Here is a 17,442-nt window from a genome sequence, read left to right as displayed (position 1 = left end):
CAGCGGACCGCAGTCGATCAACAGCGTCCGCCGGCATGGTCTTGCCGGTCGTTTACCAATCCATCTGAATTGAGGTTGTTATGTCTGACCACTCGCCGTTATCCCTGAATGTTCCCAAGCCTGAATGCCGACCGGGAGATTTGCCGGATTTCTCCGGAGTGGAGATTCCGGCGGCGGGAAGCGTGCGCCGCCCGGAGGTGGATGCGCAGCCCGAGGACATTCGCGACTTGGCCTTTACCATCATTCGGGTGCTGGACGACAATGGTGACGCGGTGGGCGACTGGGCCGGCGGGCTGAGCGACGAAGACCTGGCGCAGGGGCTGCGCGACATGATGACCCTGCGCACCTATGATGCGCGGATGATGCTGGCGCAGCGGCAGGGCAAGACCTCGTTCTACATGCAGCACCTTGGCGAAGAGGCGATCAGCTGCGCGTTCCAGAAGGCGCTGCAAAAGGGCGACATGAACTTTCCCACCTATCGGCAGGCGGGCCTGTTGATTGCCTCGGGCTATCCGATGGAAACCATGATGTGCCAGATCTTCTCGAACGAGGCGGATCCGCTGCACGGGCGTCAGCTTCCGGTGATGTATTCCTCCAAGGAACACGGGTTCTTCTCGATTTCGGGCAATCTCGCGACGCAATACATCCAGGCGGTTGGCTGGAGCATGGCTTCGGCGATCAAGGGGGATACCAAGATCGCGGCCTCGTGGATCGGGGACGGTTCCACATCCGAGAGCGATTTTCACGCGGCGCTGGTGTTTGCCTCGACCTACAAGGCACCGGTGGTTCTGAACATCGTGAACAACCAGTGGGCGATTTCCACCTTTCAGGGCATCGCGCGCGGCGGGGCCCATACCTTTGCGTCGCGCGGGCACGGGTTCGGGATCCCGGCGCTGCGGGTCGATGGCAACGATTACCTCGCGGTTCATGCCGCGGGCAAATGGGCGGCGGAACGGGCGCGCCGGAATCTCGGCCCGACGGTTATCGAACATGTGACCTATCGCGCTGGCGGTCATTCCACCTCGGACGATCCGAGCGCCTACCGCCCCAAGACCGAGAACGAGGCCTGGCCGCTGGGCGATCCGATCGAACGGCTCAAGGCGCATCTGATCCGGCGCGGCGTCTGGTCGGAAGACCGGCACAAACAGGCCGAGGCCGAGATCGCAGACAGCGTGATCGATTGCCAGAAACGCGCCGAGGCGATCGGCACCCTGAATTCCGGTCATGCCCCGTCGCCACGGGACATGTTCGAGGATGTCTATGCCGAGATGCCGCAGCATCTGGTGAAACAGCGTCACGAAGTGGGGTTCTGAGATGGCACAGATGACGATGATCGCGGCGATCCAGAACGCCCATGACCTGGCCATGGGGCGGGACGAAGACGTTGTCGTGTTCGGCGAGGACGTGGGGTATTTCGGCGGCGTGTTCCGCTGTACCGCCGGGTTGCAGGAAAAATACGGGGCCGAACGCTGTTTCGATGCGCCGATCAGCGAACTGGGCATTGTCGGGGCCGGGGTCGGGATGGCGGCCTATGGGCTGAAACCCGTGGTCGAGGTGCAGTTCGCCGACTACATGTACCCGGCCTATGACCAGATCGTGTCGGAGGCGGCGCGGCTGCGGTACCGGTCGGCGGGCGAATTCACCTGTCCGATGGTGGTACGGATGCCGGCGGGTGGCGGTATCTGGGGCGGTCAGACCCACAGCCAGAGCCCGGAGGCGCTGTTTACCCATGTGTCGGGGTTGAAAACCGTGATTCCGTCGAACCCGCAGGATGCCAAGGGGCTGTTGCTGGCGGCGATCGCCGATCCGGACCCGGTGATATTTCTCGAACCCAAGCGCCTGTATAACGGGCCGTTTGATGGCCACCATGACCGGCCCGTGCAACCGTGGAAAACACACCCCCTGGGCGAGGTTGACCCGGATTATTACGAAACCCCGCTGGGCAGGGCGGCGATTGCGCGGCCGGGCGAGGAACTGACCGTGGTGACCTATGGCACGATGGTGCATGTGGCCATCGCTTCGGCCGATGAGGCGGGTATCGATGCCGAGGTGATCGATCTGCGCACGCTGATGCCGCTGGACACGGAAACGGTGATGGCATCGGTGCAGCGGACCGGGCGCTGTATCGTCCTGCACGAGGCGACCCTGACCTCGGGTTTCGGGGCCGAGCTGGCGGCGCAGATCCAGGCCGAGTGTTTCTATCATCTCGAAGCGCCGGTCGAGCGTATTGCCGGGTGGGACACACCCTATCCGCACGCGCAGGAATGGGCCTATTTCCCGGGGCCGGAACGGGTCGGGCGCAAGATGCAGCAGTTGATGGAGGCGTAGGAATGGGACTCTTTACAATGAAATTGCCCGATGTGGGCGAGGGCATTGCCGAGGCCGAACTGAGCGCCTGGCATGTGAAAATCGGTGATGTCGTCAAGGAAGACGAGTTGCTGGCCGAGGTGATGACCGACAAGGCATCGGTCGAAATCCCTTCTGCGGTCTCGGGCAAGGTGGTCTGGCTGGGCGGCGAGGCGGGCGACAAGATGTCGATCGGGGCCGATCTGATCCGGCTGGAGGTCGAGGGCGCGGGCAACACCACCGCCGAGCAGGCCGCCGCCGCCGACAATGTGCCCGAGGATGCGCCCGCTGCCGAACCCGAGCTGGCGGCAGGCGCGGCACCGGTGGCGTCAACGGTCGATATCCGGGCCGCCGAGGGCAAGGGATTGTATGAAATCAAGGTCCCGGATGTGGGCGAGGGCATTGCCGAGGCCGAATTGACCGGGTGGATGACTAGCATCGGAGCGGAACTGCGCGAAGATGACGTCATTGCCGAGGTGATGACCGAAAAGGCGTCGGTCGAGATCCCGACCAACGTGTCGGGTAAGGTACTGTACCTGGGCGGCGCGGTCGGGGATACGCTGGCCATAGGCGGCACCCTGATCGTGGTCGAGGTCGAAGGGGCCGGCAACACCACCGCCGAGGCGCTGGCCGGCAAGCTGGCGGCCCCCGCCGCTCCGCCGCCGGCCCCAGAAAAGCCGGTGGCACCAGCGGCCAAGCCGGCACCCAGACCCGCCGCGTCGAAAGCCCCCGCGCCGATGGCCGGACACCGGCGCGCCGAGGGGGAAAGGCCGCTGACCACGCCATCGGTGCGCAAGCGCGCGCGTGATCTGGGACTCGATCTGCGCCGCGTACCGGGGAGCGGCCCGGCCGGGCGGATCACCCACGAGGACCTGACCCATTTCCACGAGACCGGCGGGCAGTTCGCCGGTGGTGGCGGTGCCGCCAAGCGCCCCATGCGCACCGGCGAGACCGAGGAAAAGGTCATTGGCCTGCGGCGCAAGATCGCCGAACGCATGGCGCTGTCCAAGGCGCGTATCCCGCATATCACCATCGTCGAAGAGGTCGATGTCACCGATCTCGAGGATTTGCGCGCGCAATTGAACAAGGCGCGGGCCGAGACCAGGGGCAAGCTCACGGTGCTGCCCTTCGTGATCCGCGCGATTTCCGATGCGGTCGCGGACCAGCCCAACATGAACGCACATTTCGAGGATGACGACAGCGTCTTTCGCAAGTTCGACGGGGTTCATATCGGCATCGCGACGCAAACACCGGGCGGGCTGATCGTGCCGGTGGTGCGCCATGCCGAGGCGATGGACCTTTGGGAAAGCGCGGCGGAACTGGCGCGCCTCGCATCGGCGGCGCGCGATGGCAGCGCCAAGCGCGACGAGTTGAGCGGTTCGACCATCACCATCACCTCGCTGGGTCCGCTTGGGGCGCTCGCGACCACGCCGATCATCAACTATCCCGAAGTGGCCATTGTCGGCATCAACAAGATGGAGGTGCGTCCGCATTGGGACGGGGCGGGGTTCGTTCCGCGCAAGAAAATGAACATTTCATGCAGCTTTGATCACCGGGTCATCGACGGCTGGGACGCGGCGGTGTTCGTGCAAAAGCTGAAGATGCTGCTTGAAACCCCTGCGCTGCTGTTGCTGGAGGACTGATCATGGAAGAACTCAATTGCGATCTGCTGGTGATCGGGTCCGGGCCGGGCGGCTATGTCTGTGGCATTCGTGCCGGGCAGCTTGGGGTGGACACCATCGTTGTCGAGGCCAGGGCGCATGGCGGCACCTGCCTGAATGTAGGCTGCATTCCCTCCAAGGCGCTGATCCATGCCGCCGAGGAGTTTCACAAGGCGACAGGTTTCACCGCGCCCAACAGTCTTGGCATCTCGGTTCAGGCACCTGAAATCGACCTGGGGCAAACTGTGGCATGGAAAGATGGCATCGTCGCCCGGTTGAATGGCGGGGTGGGGGCCCTGCTCAGACGGGCGGGGGCGCGCGCGATCATCGGCCAGGCGCGGTTCCGTGACGGCAAATCGGTCATCGTCAAGACCGATATGGGCGAGCAATTGATCCACGCCCGGCGGATCGTCATCGCCACCGGGTCGGTGCCGTTTGAAATCCCCTCGCTGCCCTTTGGCGGTGACGTGATCTCGTCAACCGGGGCGCTGGCCCTGACCAGCGTGCCAAACAGGCTGATCGTGGTCGGCGGCGGTTACATCGGACTCGAGATCGGCACTGCCATGGCCAAGCTCGGGTCCGAGGTGACGGTGGTGGAGTTCGCCTCGAAAATCCTGCCGCAATATGACAATGAGTTGACCAGGCCGGTGGCGGACCGGCTTGAGGCGCTCGGGATCAACGTGATGCTGAATGCCAAGGCCGAGGGGTTGAACGCCGACAAGGACAGGCTGCGGGTCACGCTGGGCGATGGCGAAACAACCGAATTGCCCTTTGACAAGGTGCTGGTCGCGGTGGGCCGCAAGCCCTGCACACAGGATGTCGGGCTTGAGGAGCTGTCGCTCAGGATGAATGGTGCGTTCATTCAGGTCGATGATCGTTGCCAGACCTCGATGCGCGATGTCTATGCGATCGGCGATGTCACCGGCGAACCGATGCTGGCCCATCGCGCCATCGCGCAGGGCGAGATGACCGCCGAGATCGTGGCCGGCGGCCCGCATGCCTGGGACAAGCAGTGCATCCCGGCGGTGTGTTTCACCGATCCCGAGATCGTGACCGCGGGCCTGTCTCCGGAAGAGGCCAAGGCGCAGTTTGGCGAAACGGTAACGGGCAAGTTCCCCTTTACCGCCAATGGCCGGGCCATGACGATGGAGAACGAGGCCGGGTTCATCCGCGTGGTGGCGCGGGCGGATAACCATGTGGTGCTCGGGATACAGGCAACCGGCGGCGGCATCTCGGAACTGGCGGCGGTGTTCGCACATGCCATCGAAATGGGCGCGCGGCTCGAGGATATCGCCGGGACGATCCATGCCCATCCGACCCAGAGCGAAGGGTTGCAGGAGGCCGCGCTCAAGGCATTGGGCCACGCGATACATTTCTAGCCGCACAGGCCCGGGCCAGCGGTGGACGCGGGCGCGTCCATCGGGCAAAAGGTGCCCGGGCTTTGCCTGTATGTCGAGGCCGGGAAACCGACCTTGCCGGACCCGCGCGGCGGATTTTTGACAGAGTGCGGGCCAGGCCGCAGACACGACACCCATGGAGGACCCGATGGACCAGGATTTCACCAAGACCTTGTCAGACATGATGCAAACCGCCGCCAGGACCCATCCCGTTTTCAAGGGCATGGACACGGACGGTCATCAGCAATTTGTCGACTCGTGGAACCAGGCGGCACAATCCATGCTTGGGTCCAGTTCCTGGGGCGATTGGCTCAAGACCTGGTCGTCCTACCAGGCCGACATGGCGCAGCTCTGGATGTCGGGGATGGCGGGCGGCGCACAGCCGACCAAGGACCGCCGCTTTGGTGACGAGGCCTGGAACGAAGGCATCTATCCTTTCCTGCGCCAGTCCTATGAGATGACCGCCAGGGCGATGGTCGATCTGGCCGACAAGGCGGGGCTGGCCGAGCATGAGCAGCGCAAGCTGAGCTTTTATGCCCGGGTCGCCGCAGACAGCCTGTCACCGTCGAATTTCGCCCTGATGAACCCGGAAGTGCTCAAGCTGGCACAGGAAACCGGGGGCAAGAGCCTTGTCGACGGGTTCCAGAACATGCTGGCGGACCTGGAAAAGGGATATATCACCACAACCGACGAGTCGGCCTTCAAGGTGGGGGAAAACCTGGCGACGACGCCGGGCGCCGTGATCTATCGCAACGCGCTGATCGAAGTGATCCAATACGAGCCGGTGACGCCAAAGGTGCGTGCAAACCCGATCCTGGTCGTGCCGCCCTGCGTCAACAAATTCTATATCTTCGACATCAACGAAAAGAAGTCGATGGTGCGTTACCTGCTGGATGAGGGCAACTCGGTCTTCATGATCTCGTGGCGCAACGCCGGCGAGGAAACCCGGGATTACGGCTGGGACGAATATATCACCGAGGGCGTTCTGGCCGCGATCGACGCGACGGCGGATGTGGCCAAGGCGGAAAAGCTCGACCTGCTGTCCTGGTGCAATGGCGGCACCTTGCTGCTGGCGGCGCTGGCGGTGATGCCGCAGGCCCAGAAATCGCTTGTCGGGTCGGCCACGTTCCTGTCGGCCATGCTCGATTTCAGCGATCCGGGCGAGGTCGAGGTCTTCATCGATGACGCCCAGATTGCCGCTTATAAACAACGGCTTGATACGGCCAAGGTGGCTCCGGGGCGCGACATTGCCCGGGCGATGGCGATGCTGCATGTGAACGAGTCGATCTGGGGGTTCGTGGTCAATAATTATCTCAAGGGCAAGACGCCGCCGCCCTTTGACGTGCTGTACTGGAACGCCGATACATCGAACCTGCCGGCCAAGTGGTATTCCTATTTCGTCGAAGAGATGTACCATGGCAACCGGTTGAAAGAACCCGGCGCGCTGACCCTGCTTAATACGCCGGTCGAATGCCGCAACATCGATGTGCCCTGTTACTTCCTGGCCGCGACCGGGGATCATATCGTCCCGTGGAAGACCTCGTATTCCTCGACCACCCTGCTGCCGCAGCAAGCCGAGTTTGTCCTGACCTCGGGCGGACATGTCTCGGGCACCGTGATCAACCATCCGGTTAAGAACCGCCGTCATTTCATGGCGGGCGGGGATCGTAGCGGATCGGCCGAGGATTGGCTGGCATCGGCCACGAAATCCGAAGGCAGCTGGTGGCCGCACTGGCTGCAATGGCTGGACGAGACCAGCGGCGATACCCTGCGGACCGCGCCGCGAACCCTTGGCAACCGCAAGCATCCGGTCCTCGCCCCGGCGCCGGGCACCTATGTTCTGGAACAGGTGCCGCAGGACGGCTAGTCTCGCCAGGTGAGGGGTAAGAGGGGGAGTACCGTATCGTGTCAGACAGTCATGCCGCACCAGAGAGCGGCGCGTTCCGGGATATCCGCGCCCATGGCGTGAACCTGCGGGTGTTCACGGTGACCGAGGGCCGATCCGGTGTTCCCATGGTGATCTGCAACGGGCTGGGCCAGGCGGTCGAGATCCTTTATCCGCTGATGCACGAGTTTCCCGAACGCCCGATCATCGCCTTTGACGCTGCCGGGGTGGGGCGCTCGGACGTTCCCGCGACCGACACGACCATCGCGCAACATGCGGTGCTGCTGCGCCAGGTGCTGACCGAGTTGGCGATCGACCAATGCGATGTCATGGGGATTTCCTGGGGCGGGGCGCTGGCACAGCAGCTGGCGCATGACCATCCGCAGCTGGTGCGCAAACTGGTGCTGGCGATCACGTCGGCGGGCGGGATCGGCAGTTGGTGGGGTACGCCGCTTGCGCTGGCCGAGATCATGTTTCCTCTGCGCTATGTCAACAAGACCTATGGTGATTTCATCGGTCCCTTCATGTATGGCGGCGAGGCGATGATGCAGCCGGCGCTGTTCAAGGAATATGCAAAGCATGCGATCAAGCCGAGCTATGAGGGCTATTCCGCGCAGGTCAGGGCATTGTGCAGCTGGACAAGCCTGCCGTGGCTGTCCCGGCTGTCACAGCCCACCCTGGTCATCGGCGGCGCGTACGACACGCTGATCCCGGTGGCGAACCAGATGCTCCTGGCCTCGCTCGTGCCCAAGTCCCGGATCAAGATCTACCAGGCCGGGCATCTGTTGATGTATTCGCGCCGTGCCGAGGTTGGCGCGCTGGTCACCGGCTTTCTCGACGAGCCGCCGGGCTGAGACCGCCCGCCGCCCCGGACGGCATCGTTGTGCGCAAACCGTTACATTCATGTCATGAAACGGTGGTTAACGGTGGCGGGAAATGCAAGGAAGGGACGTTGGCATGAACAGCGAAAAGACCGAGGACGGCGCCGTCGACTGGCTCCAGGCCGAACTGGCCGATACGCTCGACGAGGATTACGAGCTTGAGCTGGAAGATGCCGCGCTGTCGATGGAGATTCGCAAGATCTATCGTGCGGCTCATCCCGAGACGTTGCCCCGTCCCGAGTATTTTTCCGAGTTGATCAAGTTGCAGGCCGAGCTGATCCGGCTTCAGGACTGGGTGGTGCATAGCGGCGAAAAGGTCGTGGTCCTGTTCGAGGGGCGCGACAGTGCCGGCAAGGGCGGCGTGATCAAGCGCATCACCCAACGCCTGAACCCGCGTGTCGTCCGCACCGTCGCGCTGCCCGCGCCCTCGGACCGGGAAAAGACCCAGTGGTATTTCCAGCGCTACGTGCCGCATCTGCCCGCCGCGGGCGAGATCGTGTTGTTTGACCGGTCATGGTACAATCGCGCCGGGGTCGAACGGGTGATGGGCTTTGCCACCGACGAACAGGTCGAGGATTTCTTTCATGACGTGCCCGAGTTCGAACGGATGCTGGTGCGGTCGGGAATTCGCGTGATCAAATACTGGTTCTCGATTACCGATGAAGAGCAGCAGATGCGGTTCCTCATCCGGATTCACGATCCGCTGAAACAGTGGAAACTGTCGCCTATGGACCTTGAGAGCCGGGTGCGGTGGGAGAAATACACCAAGGCCAAGGAAGAGATGCTGCTGCGCACCAATATCGAGGAAGCGCCATGGTACATCGTGCAGGGCAATGACAAGAAACGCGCGCGGCTGAACTGCATGAGCCACCTGCTGAGCGTGTTTCCCTATGAGGACGTGCCGAGCGAAGAGATCCACCTGCCCGAGCGCGAGTTCAATCCGGATTACGAGCGCGCAGTTCTGCCCGAAGAACTCTACGTGCCGCAGAAATACTGAACCAACGGACCCCGTGCGCGGATCGCGGGCGGGCGGTCCGTGTCAACCCATCCAGTGCAGACTGGCCTCGGTGCGCGGGGTGCTGGGCGTGTATTCGGCGCTGACCCAACCGGCATAGCCGCTGGCGTCGATGGCGTCGAACAGCGCCCTGAAATCGGTGGGGCCGCTGCCCGGTTCGCTGCGGTCCGGGGCGGCGCCGATCTGCACATGGGTGATCCGCTCCTTGTAGCTGTCCCAGACCGCGCGCGCATCGCCGTGAATGACCTCTGCATGATAGCTGTCATATTGCAGCCCGACATTGGGTCGGTCGACCGCATCGAGAACGCGCGCCGCAAGCGCGTAATCGTCCAGGAAATACCCCGGTTGGTCGCCGGAGTTCAGCGGCTCGATGGTGAAACCCTGTTGCGGGGCCTGATCGGCCGCCCATTGCAGGTTGCGCACCAGGGTGGCTTCGGCGGCGTCATCCCTGGTGTAGCCGGCCATGATATGCACAAGGCCGGGCCGCAATTCGCCCGCATAACGCAGGGTGCGCCGGATGTCGTGCTGAAACCGGCCTTCGCCACCGGGGATTGCCGCGTAACCGGGTTGACCGCCGGTATAGTTCGGCGGCGGGGCATTGATCAGCACCAGCTCCAGCCCGTTGCGCAACAGGGCGCGGCGCGTGTCCTTGGCGGGCTGGTCATAGGGAAACAGGATTTCGACCGCCGTGAACCCGGCCGCGGCGGCGGCATCGAACCTGTCGAGAATGGGCAATTCGGTGAACAGCAATGTCAGGTTCGCGGCAAATCGGGGCATGTCATCTCGTCACTTGGGGGCGGATCGGCGGGCTTTGGATCTTGGGCAGGGGTGTTGGCAAACTGCCTTAACGCCCCGGCGCGGGTGTCGCCAAGGCCGCGAAAGCCGCAATTTTCCTAAACTCGGGCCGGGTTCGCGGCATTCAGACCTGTTCCAGTTCCTCGGACGGGATGACCGCAAAGAACTCGCCCGACGACCACAGCCCGAACCAGCCGTCATGATGCGCGCCCAGTTCTACCAGCCGGTAAAAGCTCTTGCGGTCGATCAGCGCCTCAAGACCCGCGCGGATCATCACATAGGGGGATGGTTCTCCGGTTTCGGCGTCCCGTACCACGCGGATCGGGTGATCGGCCCCGGCGGTGACGGAATCGCCCACATGGGTGGTAAAGGTCAGAACCTGATCCCGTCCCGCCCCGCCCGCCTCGAAATCCACGGCGACAAAGGGCGCGTCATCGACGGTGATTCCGACCTTTTCCACCGGGGTAACGAGGAAATACTTGCCGTCTTCCAGCTTGAGAATGGACGAGAACAGCTTGACCAGCTCGAACCTGCCGATCGGAGTGCCGAGATAGAACCAGGTCCCGTCGCGGGCAATACGCATGTCCAGATCGCCGCAAAACGGCGGATTCCACAGGTGAACCGGTGGCAGGCCACGAACTTTTGCGGCGCTGGCGGCGGCGGCGATACCCTCGGCCGAGGGGGTAACAGCTTTTTGTCCATTCATTGCTTTTGCCATTTCCTCCGGGCGCGATAGACTTATGCTCTAGTGTAGGGTTCCCCGAAAGGAATGTCATGTCCGATACCGACGATCTGGTGGCCGAAGTCGAGGCGCTGGAAACCAAGCTCGCCCAGGCCAAGGCCTCGATCACCCGCCGGTTCATTGGCCAGGAGCGCGTTGTCGATCTCACGTTGACCGCGCTGCTATGCGGTGGGCACGGTTTGCTGATCGGCTTGCCGGGGCTGGGCAAAACCCGCCTGATCGAGACGCTGTCCACCGTGATGGGCCTGCATGGCAACCGGATCCAGTTCACGCCCGACCTGATGCCCGCCGATATTCTGGGCTCCGAGGTGCTCGACACCGCCGCGGATGGAACCCGGTCTTTCCGCTTCGTGCAGGGTCCGATTTTCTGCCAGCTTCTGATGGCGGACGAGATCAACCGCGCCAGCCCGCGCACGCAATCGGCGCTGTTGCAGGCGATGCAGGAGCGCACCGTAACCGTGGCGGGCGAGGATCGCCCGCTTGCGCCGCCGTTTCACGTGCTGGCCACGCAAAACCCGATTGAACAGGAGGGAACCTATCCGCTGCCCGAGGCACAGCTTGACCGGTTCCTGGTGCAGATCGACGTGAACTACCCGGATCGCGACACCGAGCGGGACATCCTGATTGCCACCACCGGCGTTGAGGATGCGCAATCGACCGAAGTCTTTTCCCGCGATGAACTTCTGGCGGCGCAGGTGTTGCTGCGGCGGATGCCGGTCGGCGATTCGGTGGTCGAGATGATCCTCGATCTGGTCCGCGCGTTCCGCCCGGACGAGCCCGGAGCGTCGGAACGGGTGCGTGACACCGTGGCCTGGGGCCCCGGCCCGCGCGCGGCGCAGGCGCTGATGTTGACCGTGCGGGCGCGGGCGTTGCTCGAGGGGCGGCTGGCGCCCAATGCCGATGATGTGATCGACATGGCGCGCCCGGTGCTCAGCCACCGGATGGCGTTGAACTTTGCCGCCCGCGCGCGGGGTGACAGCCTGTCCGAGCTGATCGAAACCACCGCCCGCGATCTGACGCGGACCGAGGCCGCCGCGTGACACCGCCCCAGACCCTGCGCGAACGGGCCGAGACCGAAGCCGGCCGGATGCCGCCGCTGCTGGCGCGGGCCGAGCATTTGGCCGGCACCGTCCTGTTGGGCGACCACGGGCGGCGGCGTGCGGGGCTGGGGGATGATTTCTGGCAATATCGCCCGGCCCAGACCGGCGACAGCAAACGGTTGATCGACCATCGGCGCTCGGCGCGGGGGGACCAGCAATTCGTGCGCGAGCGGGAATGGCAGATCGCGCAGTCGGTGATGCTGTGGGCCGATCAGGGCGCGTCGATGCGTTTTGCCTCTGGCGACACCCTGCCGACCAAGATCGAGCGCGCCCGGCTTCTGGCCCTGGCCATCGCCATTCTGCTGGTGCGCGGAGGCGAGCGTGTGGGGCTGACCGGCACCACATTGCCACCCCGGCGCGGCAATGCCCAGATCCTGCGTCTGGCCGAGAGTTTCGCGCTGGACGCGCCCCAAGAGTATGCCGCGCCAGAGCACCGCGCGATGATCCCCCATGCGCGCGCCGTGTTCCTGTCGGATTTTCTCGGCGATATGGACGAGGTCGAACTGGCGCTGACCAAGGCTGCGGATCGTGGGGTGCGGGGGGTTGTCCTGCAAATCCTCGACCCAAGCGAAGAGGCGTTTCCGTTCCGCGGGCGAACCATTTTCGAGAGCATCGGCGGCACGCTGCGCCATGAAACGCTCAAGGCAAACGAGCTGCGCGACCGCTATCTGCAACGGCTTGCCGAACGCAAGGCGCGGCTGGCGCATCTGTGCCGGAGCACCGGTTGGCACCTTGGGCTGCACCATACCAACGACAGCGCGCAGGCCGGATTGCTCTGGCTTTACCGGGCGTTGGATCGGGGCAGCCTGTGACGGTGCTGGGCGGCATCGGCTTTGCCTCGCCCTGGCTTTTGCTGGGGCTGCTGGTGCTGCCGATCCTGTGGCTGCTGTTGCGCGCCGTTCCGCCGGCCCCGGTGCGCCGCCGGTTCCCCGGCGTGGCGCTGCTGCTGGGGCTGACGGATGACGAGAGCGTATCCGACCGCACGCCCTGGTGGCTGCTGCTGCTGCGGATGCTGGCGGTGGCGGCGGTGATCATCGGCCTGGCAGGTCCGGTGTTGAACCCGCAACAGGACAAGGGCGGCACGGGGCCGTTGTTGATCCTGATGGATGCAAGCTGGGCCGGGGCGACGCTCTGGCCCGATACCGTCGATCTTGTCGAGGCACAGCTGAGCGAAGCCGGGCGGGCGGGTCGTCCGGTGTCGATCCTGCGGTTGACCGCGCCCGAACCGCCGGTGTTTCAGGCCGCCGATGCCTGGCGCAGCCGCCTGCCGGGCCTGATACCGGCCCCGTGGTCCGCGACCGAGGCGCAGATTGACGCCGCCATCGCCGCCCTGTCCGGGATTGAAGGCGGTTTCGATACCCATTGGATCAGCGACGGGCTGGACCATGCGGGGCGGGATGGTTTGCTGGACCGGCTGCGCGATCGGGGGGCGGTGCGCGCCTATCAGACCGGCGGCGCGGTGGTCGGGCTGGCCCCGGCGCGGTACGAAGACGGCGCGGTGCAATTGACGGCGCGGCGTTCGCGCCCCGGCGCAGAGCGCGAGATCACCATTCTGGCGCAGGGGCGTGACCCGGCGGGCAACATGCGAGTGCTGGCCTCGGCCTCCGCCACATTCAAAGCCGATGCGATGACCGCGACAAGCGCCCTGTCATTGCCCTCGGAGCTGCGCGCGCGCATCACGCGGTTTGACGTTCAGGGCCAGCGATCGGCGGGCGCGCTGACCCTGAGCGATGACAGCCTGCGACGCCGCGAAGTGGCGCTGATGGCCGGGCGGGACGACCGTGAAGGCCTGGAATTGCTGTCGCCGTTGCATTACCTGGAACAGGCGCTGTCACCCACGGCGGAGTTGCTGAGCGGGGCGTTGCTTGACCTGTTGCCGGCCAATCCGGATGTGGTGGTTCTGGCGGATGTCGCCACCCTCTCGGCCGCGGAACAGGACGGGTTGACCGCCTGGGTCGAGGCCGGCGGGATGCTGTTGCGTTTTGCCGGGCCGCGCCTTGCGGCAAGTGACATCAGCCGCGATACCGAAGACCCGTTGATGCCGGTGCGGCTGCGCGCGGGCGGGCGCAGTGTCGGCGGCGCGATGAGCTGGGGAGAACCCAAATCGCTTGCGCCCTTTGCCGAAGAATCGCCGTTTCACGGGCTGAACATTCCGCACGACGTCACGGTCTCGGCACAGGTGATGGCACAACCGGATCCGACACTTGCCGACCGGGTCATCGCGTCGCTCAGCGATGGCACGCCGCTGGTCACGCGCAAACCGCTGGGACAGGGGCAGGTCGTCCTGTTCCACGTCACCGCGAATGCCGAATGGTCGAGCCTGCCGCTCTCGGGCCTGTTCGTCGAAATGCTTGAGCGGCTGGCGGTCTCCTCGGCTGCGGCGACGCCCCAGCCCGCGGATCTGGCGGGCACCACATGGACGCCCATGCAAGTGATGGACGGGTTTGGCAAACTGACTGACGCGGGTACCTTGCCGGGCGTCGATGGCACGGCGCTGGTCGGTGAACCGGTCGGGCCGGATTTGCAGCCGGGGCTTTATGCCAACGAGGACCGCCGCCTGGCGCGCAACGTGCTGTCCGGGGACACCGAACTGGCGGCGGCGCGCTGGCCCGCCGATATTCCGGTCCACGGGCTGGCGGTGCAACGGGAGATGCCGATTGGCGGGGCGCTGCTGGGGTTGGCGCTTGTCATGCTTGCGCTGGATGTGGTGGCGTCGCTCGCCCTGTCCGGTCGCCTTGGGCTGTCCCGCGCGGCGGCGGTGATCGCCGGTGGGTTGCTCGTGACGCAACCGCTTCCCGGTCAGGCGCAAGAGGAGGCAGACGGCTTTGCCATCGCCGCGACAAGCGAACTGGTGCTGGCGCATGTGCTGACCGGGGATGCCGAGCTTGACCGTATTGCTCAGGCGGGGTTGCGGGGCCTGTCGGAAACCTTGTTCTACCGCACCTCGATCGAGCCCGCCAACCCGGTGGGCGTTGATCTTGAACGGGACGAGCTGGCGTTTTTCCCCATGCTGTACTGGCCGATCACCCCGGATCAGCCGACCCCATCCGCCGAAGCCTATGCGCGGATCAACGCCTATCTGCGCTCGGGCGGGATGATCCTGTTCGATACGCGCGACGCCGATATCGCCGGGTTCGGAACCGCCAGCCCGAACGGGCGCAAGCTACAGCAACTGGCGGCACCGCTGGACGTTCCGCCACTGGAACCGCTGCCGCCGGATCATGTGCTGACCCGGACGTTCTACCTGTTGCAGGATTTTCCCGGTCGCCACACCAGCCGCGAATTGTGGGTCGAAGCCGCACCGCCCGACGCGGAACAGATCGAGGGCATGCCGTTTCGCAATCTCAATGACGGGGTGACGCCGGTTGTGATCGGCGGCAATGACTGGGCCGCGGCCTGGGCTGTGGATGGCAATGGCCGCCCGCTGTTGCCAATCGGACGCGGTTTTGCCGGAGAGCGGCAGCGCGAGCTGGCAAACCGGTTCGGCGTGAACCTTGTGATGCATGTGCTGACTGGGAACTACAAATCCGACCAGGTGCATGTTCCCGCGCTACTGGACAGGTTGGGGCAATGACCGGAACCCTTGTTTTCGACCCGCTGATCCCGTGGATCGCCATCGCCGCCCTGGCCGCCCTGGCCCTTGCCGGGGTTGCGATGGCATTGTGGCGCGGTCTTGCGGGCTGGGGCTATCGGGCGCTTGGCGCGCTGGTGCTGCTTGGGGCATTGTCCGGGCCGGTCTATCAGGTCGAGGACCGCGCGCCGCTGACCGATATCGTGGTGATGCTCGAAGACCGCAGCGCCAGCCAGATGTTGTCGGACCGGCCCGCCCAGATGGACCAGGCCGCCGAGGCGCTCGCCGCCGAACTCACCGCCCGCCCGAATACCGAGCTGCGCCGGGTGACGGTGCGCGATGGCGAAGGTGACGCCGGAACCGAGCTGATGAGCGCGCTGGCATCGGTTCTTGCGCAAGAACCAAGCGCGCGGGTGGCGGGGATCATCGCGCTCAGCGACGGGCGCGTGCATGACATGGACCGGTTGCCCGAGATCCCCGCGCCCATGCATATGCTGATGACCGGGCGCGCCACCGATTGGGACCGGCGGCTGATCGTGCGTAACGCCCCGGCCTTTGCCATCATCGGCGAACCCGTCACGCTGACCCTGCGGATCGAGGATAGCGGGGCCGCGCCCGAGAATGACGGCACTGCAAGGCTGGAGATTTCGGTGGATGGCGGCGAGGCGCAGAGCTTTGGCGTGCCGGTGGGGCAGGACATCGAATTGCCGGTCACATTGCCGCATGGCGGGCGCAACGTGATCCAGTTTGCCGTGCCCGAGGCCGCGGGCGAGATAACCGAGCGCAACAATACCGCGCTGATCCAGATGAACGGTGTGCGCGACCGGTTGCGGGTGTTGCTGGTCTCAGGCGAGCCTCATCCGGGCGGGCGCACATGGCGGAACCTGCTGAAATCCGACAGTTCGGTGGATCTCGTGCATTTCACCATCCTGCGCCCGCCGGAAAAGCAGGACGGCGTTCCCGTTGGGGAGCTTTCGCTGATCGCTTTTCCGACCCGCGAACTGTTCCTGGAAAAGATCGACGATTTCGACCTGATCATCTTTGACCGCTACAAGCGGCGCGGCATCCTGCCGGCGATCTACCTGGATAACGTGGCCAATTACGTCAGCGAAGGCGGGGCGGTCCTGGTGGCGGCGGGGCCGGATTTTGCCGGTGCCGACAGCATTTATCGCTCGCCTTTGGCGCGGGTGCTGCCCGCCGAGCCGAGCGCGCGGGTGATCGAAGAGAAATACCGCCCGGCGATCACCGATATTGGCGGGCGGCATCCGGTCACCGCCGATTTGCAGGATGAAGAGAGCTGGGGGTCATGGCTGCGCCAGATCGATGTTGATCCCCAGGCGGGCCGGGTTTTGATGAGCGGTGTTGACGCGCGTCCCCTGCTGATCCTCGACCGCGTGGGCGAGGGGCGCGTGGCGATGCTGGCCTCTGATCATGCCTGGCTGTGGAGCCGTGGATACGAGGGCGGCGGCCCGCAACTTGAACTGCTGCGCCGGCTGGCCCATTGGATGATGAAGGAACCCGAGCTTGAGGAAGAGGCGCTGTGGGCCGAGGCCACGGGGCAAAGCATGCGCATCATCCGCCGCACCCTGTCCGAAGAGGTCGGAGACGTCACGGTTACCGGACCGGATGGCCACAGTGCGAATCTGCCGCTGGACGAGGTGTCGGCGGGCCGGTTCGAGGCGTTGTATGACGGGCCGCAAATCGGTCTCTATCACCTCGCCGAGGGCGAGCACGAGGCGGTGATCGGCCTTGGCCCCGCCGCCCCGCGCGAATTCGAACAGACCATTGCCACCGGCGACATCATGCAACCGGCCATTGCGCCGATGCGTGGCGGGGTGGTTCGGCTCGAGGATGGTTTGCCGGCTATTCGCAACGTGCGCGAGGGACGCCCCGCCGCCGGTCGCGGCTGGATCGGGCTGACCCCGCGCGGGGCTTATGAAACCCGCGACGTCACGCAATCGCCCTTGCTGCCCGCATGGCTGGTGCTGCTGCTGGCGTCGGGGCTGATTGTCGCTGGCTGGCTGCGGGAAGGACGGCGCTGAGGCCGTC

General features: G+C 64.9%; 13 protein-coding genes. 11 read left to right on the top strand and 2 right to left on the bottom strand.

Going from position 1 to position 17,442, the window contains the following annotated elements; translation table 11 throughout:
• Positions 1-80 precede the first annotated feature (80 nt).
• From ACP15R_RS04005 to ppk2, 7 genes are all read left to right on the top strand, one after another.
• Positions 81-1,313, top strand: coding sequence for a 3-methyl-2-oxobutanoate dehydrogenase (2-methylpropanoyl-transferring) subunit alpha (locus ACP15R_RS04005; protein WP_424985083.1), 1,233 nt, complete (start codon positions 81-83; stop codon positions 1,311-1,313).
• A 1-nt stretch (position 1,314) separates the two neighbouring features.
• Complete coding sequence (locus ACP15R_RS04000) at positions 1,315-2,328, top strand: alpha-ketoacid dehydrogenase subunit beta (RefSeq protein ID WP_424985082.1); 1,014 nt, start codon at positions 1,315-1,317, stop codon at positions 2,326-2,328.
• Positions 2,329-2,330: 2 nt separating this feature from the next.
• Complete coding sequence (locus tag ACP15R_RS03995; RefSeq protein ID WP_424985081.1) at positions 2,331-3,989, top strand: 2-oxo acid dehydrogenase subunit E2; 1,659 nt, start codon at positions 2,331-2,333, stop codon at positions 3,987-3,989.
• Positions 3,990-3,991: 2 nt separating this feature from the next.
• The gene (gene lpdA / locus ACP15R_RS03990; RefSeq protein WP_424985080.1) at positions 3,992-5,386 is read left to right on the top strand and encodes a dihydrolipoyl dehydrogenase; all 1,395 of its coding nucleotides are present in this window, start codon (positions 3,992-3,994) and stop codon (positions 5,384-5,386) included.
• Between the two features lie 166 nt (positions 5,387-5,552).
• Entirely contained in the window at positions 5,553-7,271 is a 1,719-nt protein-coding gene (locus tag ACP15R_RS03985; protein ID WP_424985079.1) for a PHA/PHB synthase family protein, read from the top strand.
• A 38-nt stretch (positions 7,272-7,309) separates the two neighbouring features.
• Complete coding sequence (locus ACP15R_RS03980) at positions 7,310-8,143, top strand: alpha/beta fold hydrolase (RefSeq protein ID WP_424985078.1); 834 nt, start codon at positions 7,310-7,312, stop codon at positions 8,141-8,143.
• 103 nt (positions 8,144-8,246) lie between these two features.
• Complete coding sequence (gene ppk2, locus ACP15R_RS03975) at positions 8,247-9,167, top strand: polyphosphate kinase 2 (protein ID WP_424985077.1); 921 nt, start codon at positions 8,247-8,249, stop codon at positions 9,165-9,167.
• 42 nt (positions 9,168-9,209) lie between these two features.
• Here the strand turns inward: ppk2 and ACP15R_RS03970 are convergent, their stop codons facing one another.
• A complete protein-coding gene (locus ACP15R_RS03970) occupies positions 9,210-9,962 on the bottom strand; it encodes a hydroxypyruvate isomerase family protein (RefSeq protein ID WP_424985076.1) in 753 nt (250 codons plus the stop codon).
• A gap of 142 nt (positions 9,963-10,104) precedes the next feature.
• Positions 10,105-10,686, bottom strand: a complete 582-nt coding sequence (locus ACP15R_RS03965; RefSeq protein ID WP_424985075.1) for a DUF1285 domain-containing protein — start codon at positions 10,684-10,686, stop codon at positions 10,105-10,107.
• Positions 10,687-10,754: 68 nt separating this feature from the next.
• On the opposite strand from ACP15R_RS03965, the gene ACP15R_RS03960 reads away from it, so the two are divergent.
• Genes ACP15R_RS03960 through ACP15R_RS03945 form a run of 4 tightly spaced genes read left to right on the top strand, consistent with a single transcriptional unit; the run spans position 10,755 to position 17,435 of the window.
• Positions 10,755-11,762: an AAA family ATPase gene (locus tag ACP15R_RS03960; protein ID WP_424985074.1), complete on the top strand. Its 1,008-nt coding sequence runs from the start codon at positions 10,755-10,757 to the stop codon at positions 11,760-11,762.
• Positions 11,759-12,634, top strand: a complete 876-nt coding sequence (locus ACP15R_RS03955) for a DUF58 domain-containing protein (RefSeq protein WP_424985073.1) — start codon at positions 11,759-11,761, stop codon at positions 12,632-12,634. The genes ACP15R_RS03960 and ACP15R_RS03955 overlap by 4 nt, the downstream gene beginning before the upstream one ends.
• Positions 12,631-15,396, top strand: a complete 2,766-nt coding sequence (locus ACP15R_RS03950) for a DUF4159 domain-containing protein (RefSeq protein WP_424985072.1) — start codon at positions 12,631-12,633, stop codon at positions 15,394-15,396. The genes ACP15R_RS03955 and ACP15R_RS03950 overlap by 4 nt, the downstream gene beginning before the upstream one ends.
• Positions 15,393-17,435, top strand: a complete 2,043-nt coding sequence (locus ACP15R_RS03945) for a hypothetical protein (protein ID WP_424985071.1) — start codon at positions 15,393-15,395, stop codon at positions 17,433-17,435. Before ACP15R_RS03950 ends, ACP15R_RS03945 begins: the two co-directional genes overlap by 4 nt.
• Positions 17,436-17,442: the final 7 nt, after the last annotated feature.

Source organism: Microbulbifer sp. S227A (assembly GCF_049800935.1).
This window is presented reverse-complemented; position numbering and strand designations above follow the sequence as displayed.

What these genes read in the sequence shown, in the direction of transcription:
- ppk2 (WP_424985077.1), top strand. Translation starts at nt 8,247, where the DNA reads ATGAACAGCGAAAAGACCGAGGACGGCGCCGTCGACTGGCTCCAGGCC.
- ACP15R_RS03985 (WP_424985079.1), top strand. Translation starts at nt 5,553, where the DNA reads ATGGACCAGGATTTCACCAAGACCTTGTCAGACATGATGCAAACCGCC.
- ACP15R_RS03945 (WP_424985071.1), top strand. Translation starts at nt 15,393, where the DNA reads ATGACCGGAACCCTTGTTTTCGACCCGCTGATCCCGTGGATCGCCATC.
- ACP15R_RS04005 (WP_424985083.1), top strand. Translation starts at nt 81, where the DNA reads ATGTCTGACCACTCGCCGTTATCCCTGAATGTTCCCAAGCCTGAATGC.
- ACP15R_RS03965 (WP_424985075.1), bottom strand. Translation starts at nt 10,686, where the DNA reads ATGAATGGACAAAAAGCTGTTACCCCCTCGGCCGAGGGTATCGCCGCC.
- ACP15R_RS03995 (WP_424985081.1), top strand. Translation starts at nt 2,331, where the DNA reads ATGGGACTCTTTACAATGAAATTGCCCGATGTGGGCGAGGGCATTGCC.
- ACP15R_RS03960 (WP_424985074.1), top strand. Translation starts at nt 10,755, where the DNA reads ATGTCCGATACCGACGATCTGGTGGCCGAAGTCGAGGCGCTGGAAACC.
- lpdA (WP_424985080.1), top strand. Translation starts at nt 3,992, where the DNA reads ATGGAAGAACTCAATTGCGATCTGCTGGTGATCGGGTCCGGGCCGGGC.
- ACP15R_RS04000 (WP_424985082.1), top strand. Translation starts at nt 1,315, where the DNA reads ATGGCACAGATGACGATGATCGCGGCGATCCAGAACGCCCATGACCTG.
- ACP15R_RS03970 (WP_424985076.1), bottom strand. Translation starts at nt 9,962, where the DNA reads ATGCCCCGATTTGCCGCGAACCTGACATTGCTGTTCACCGAATTGCCC.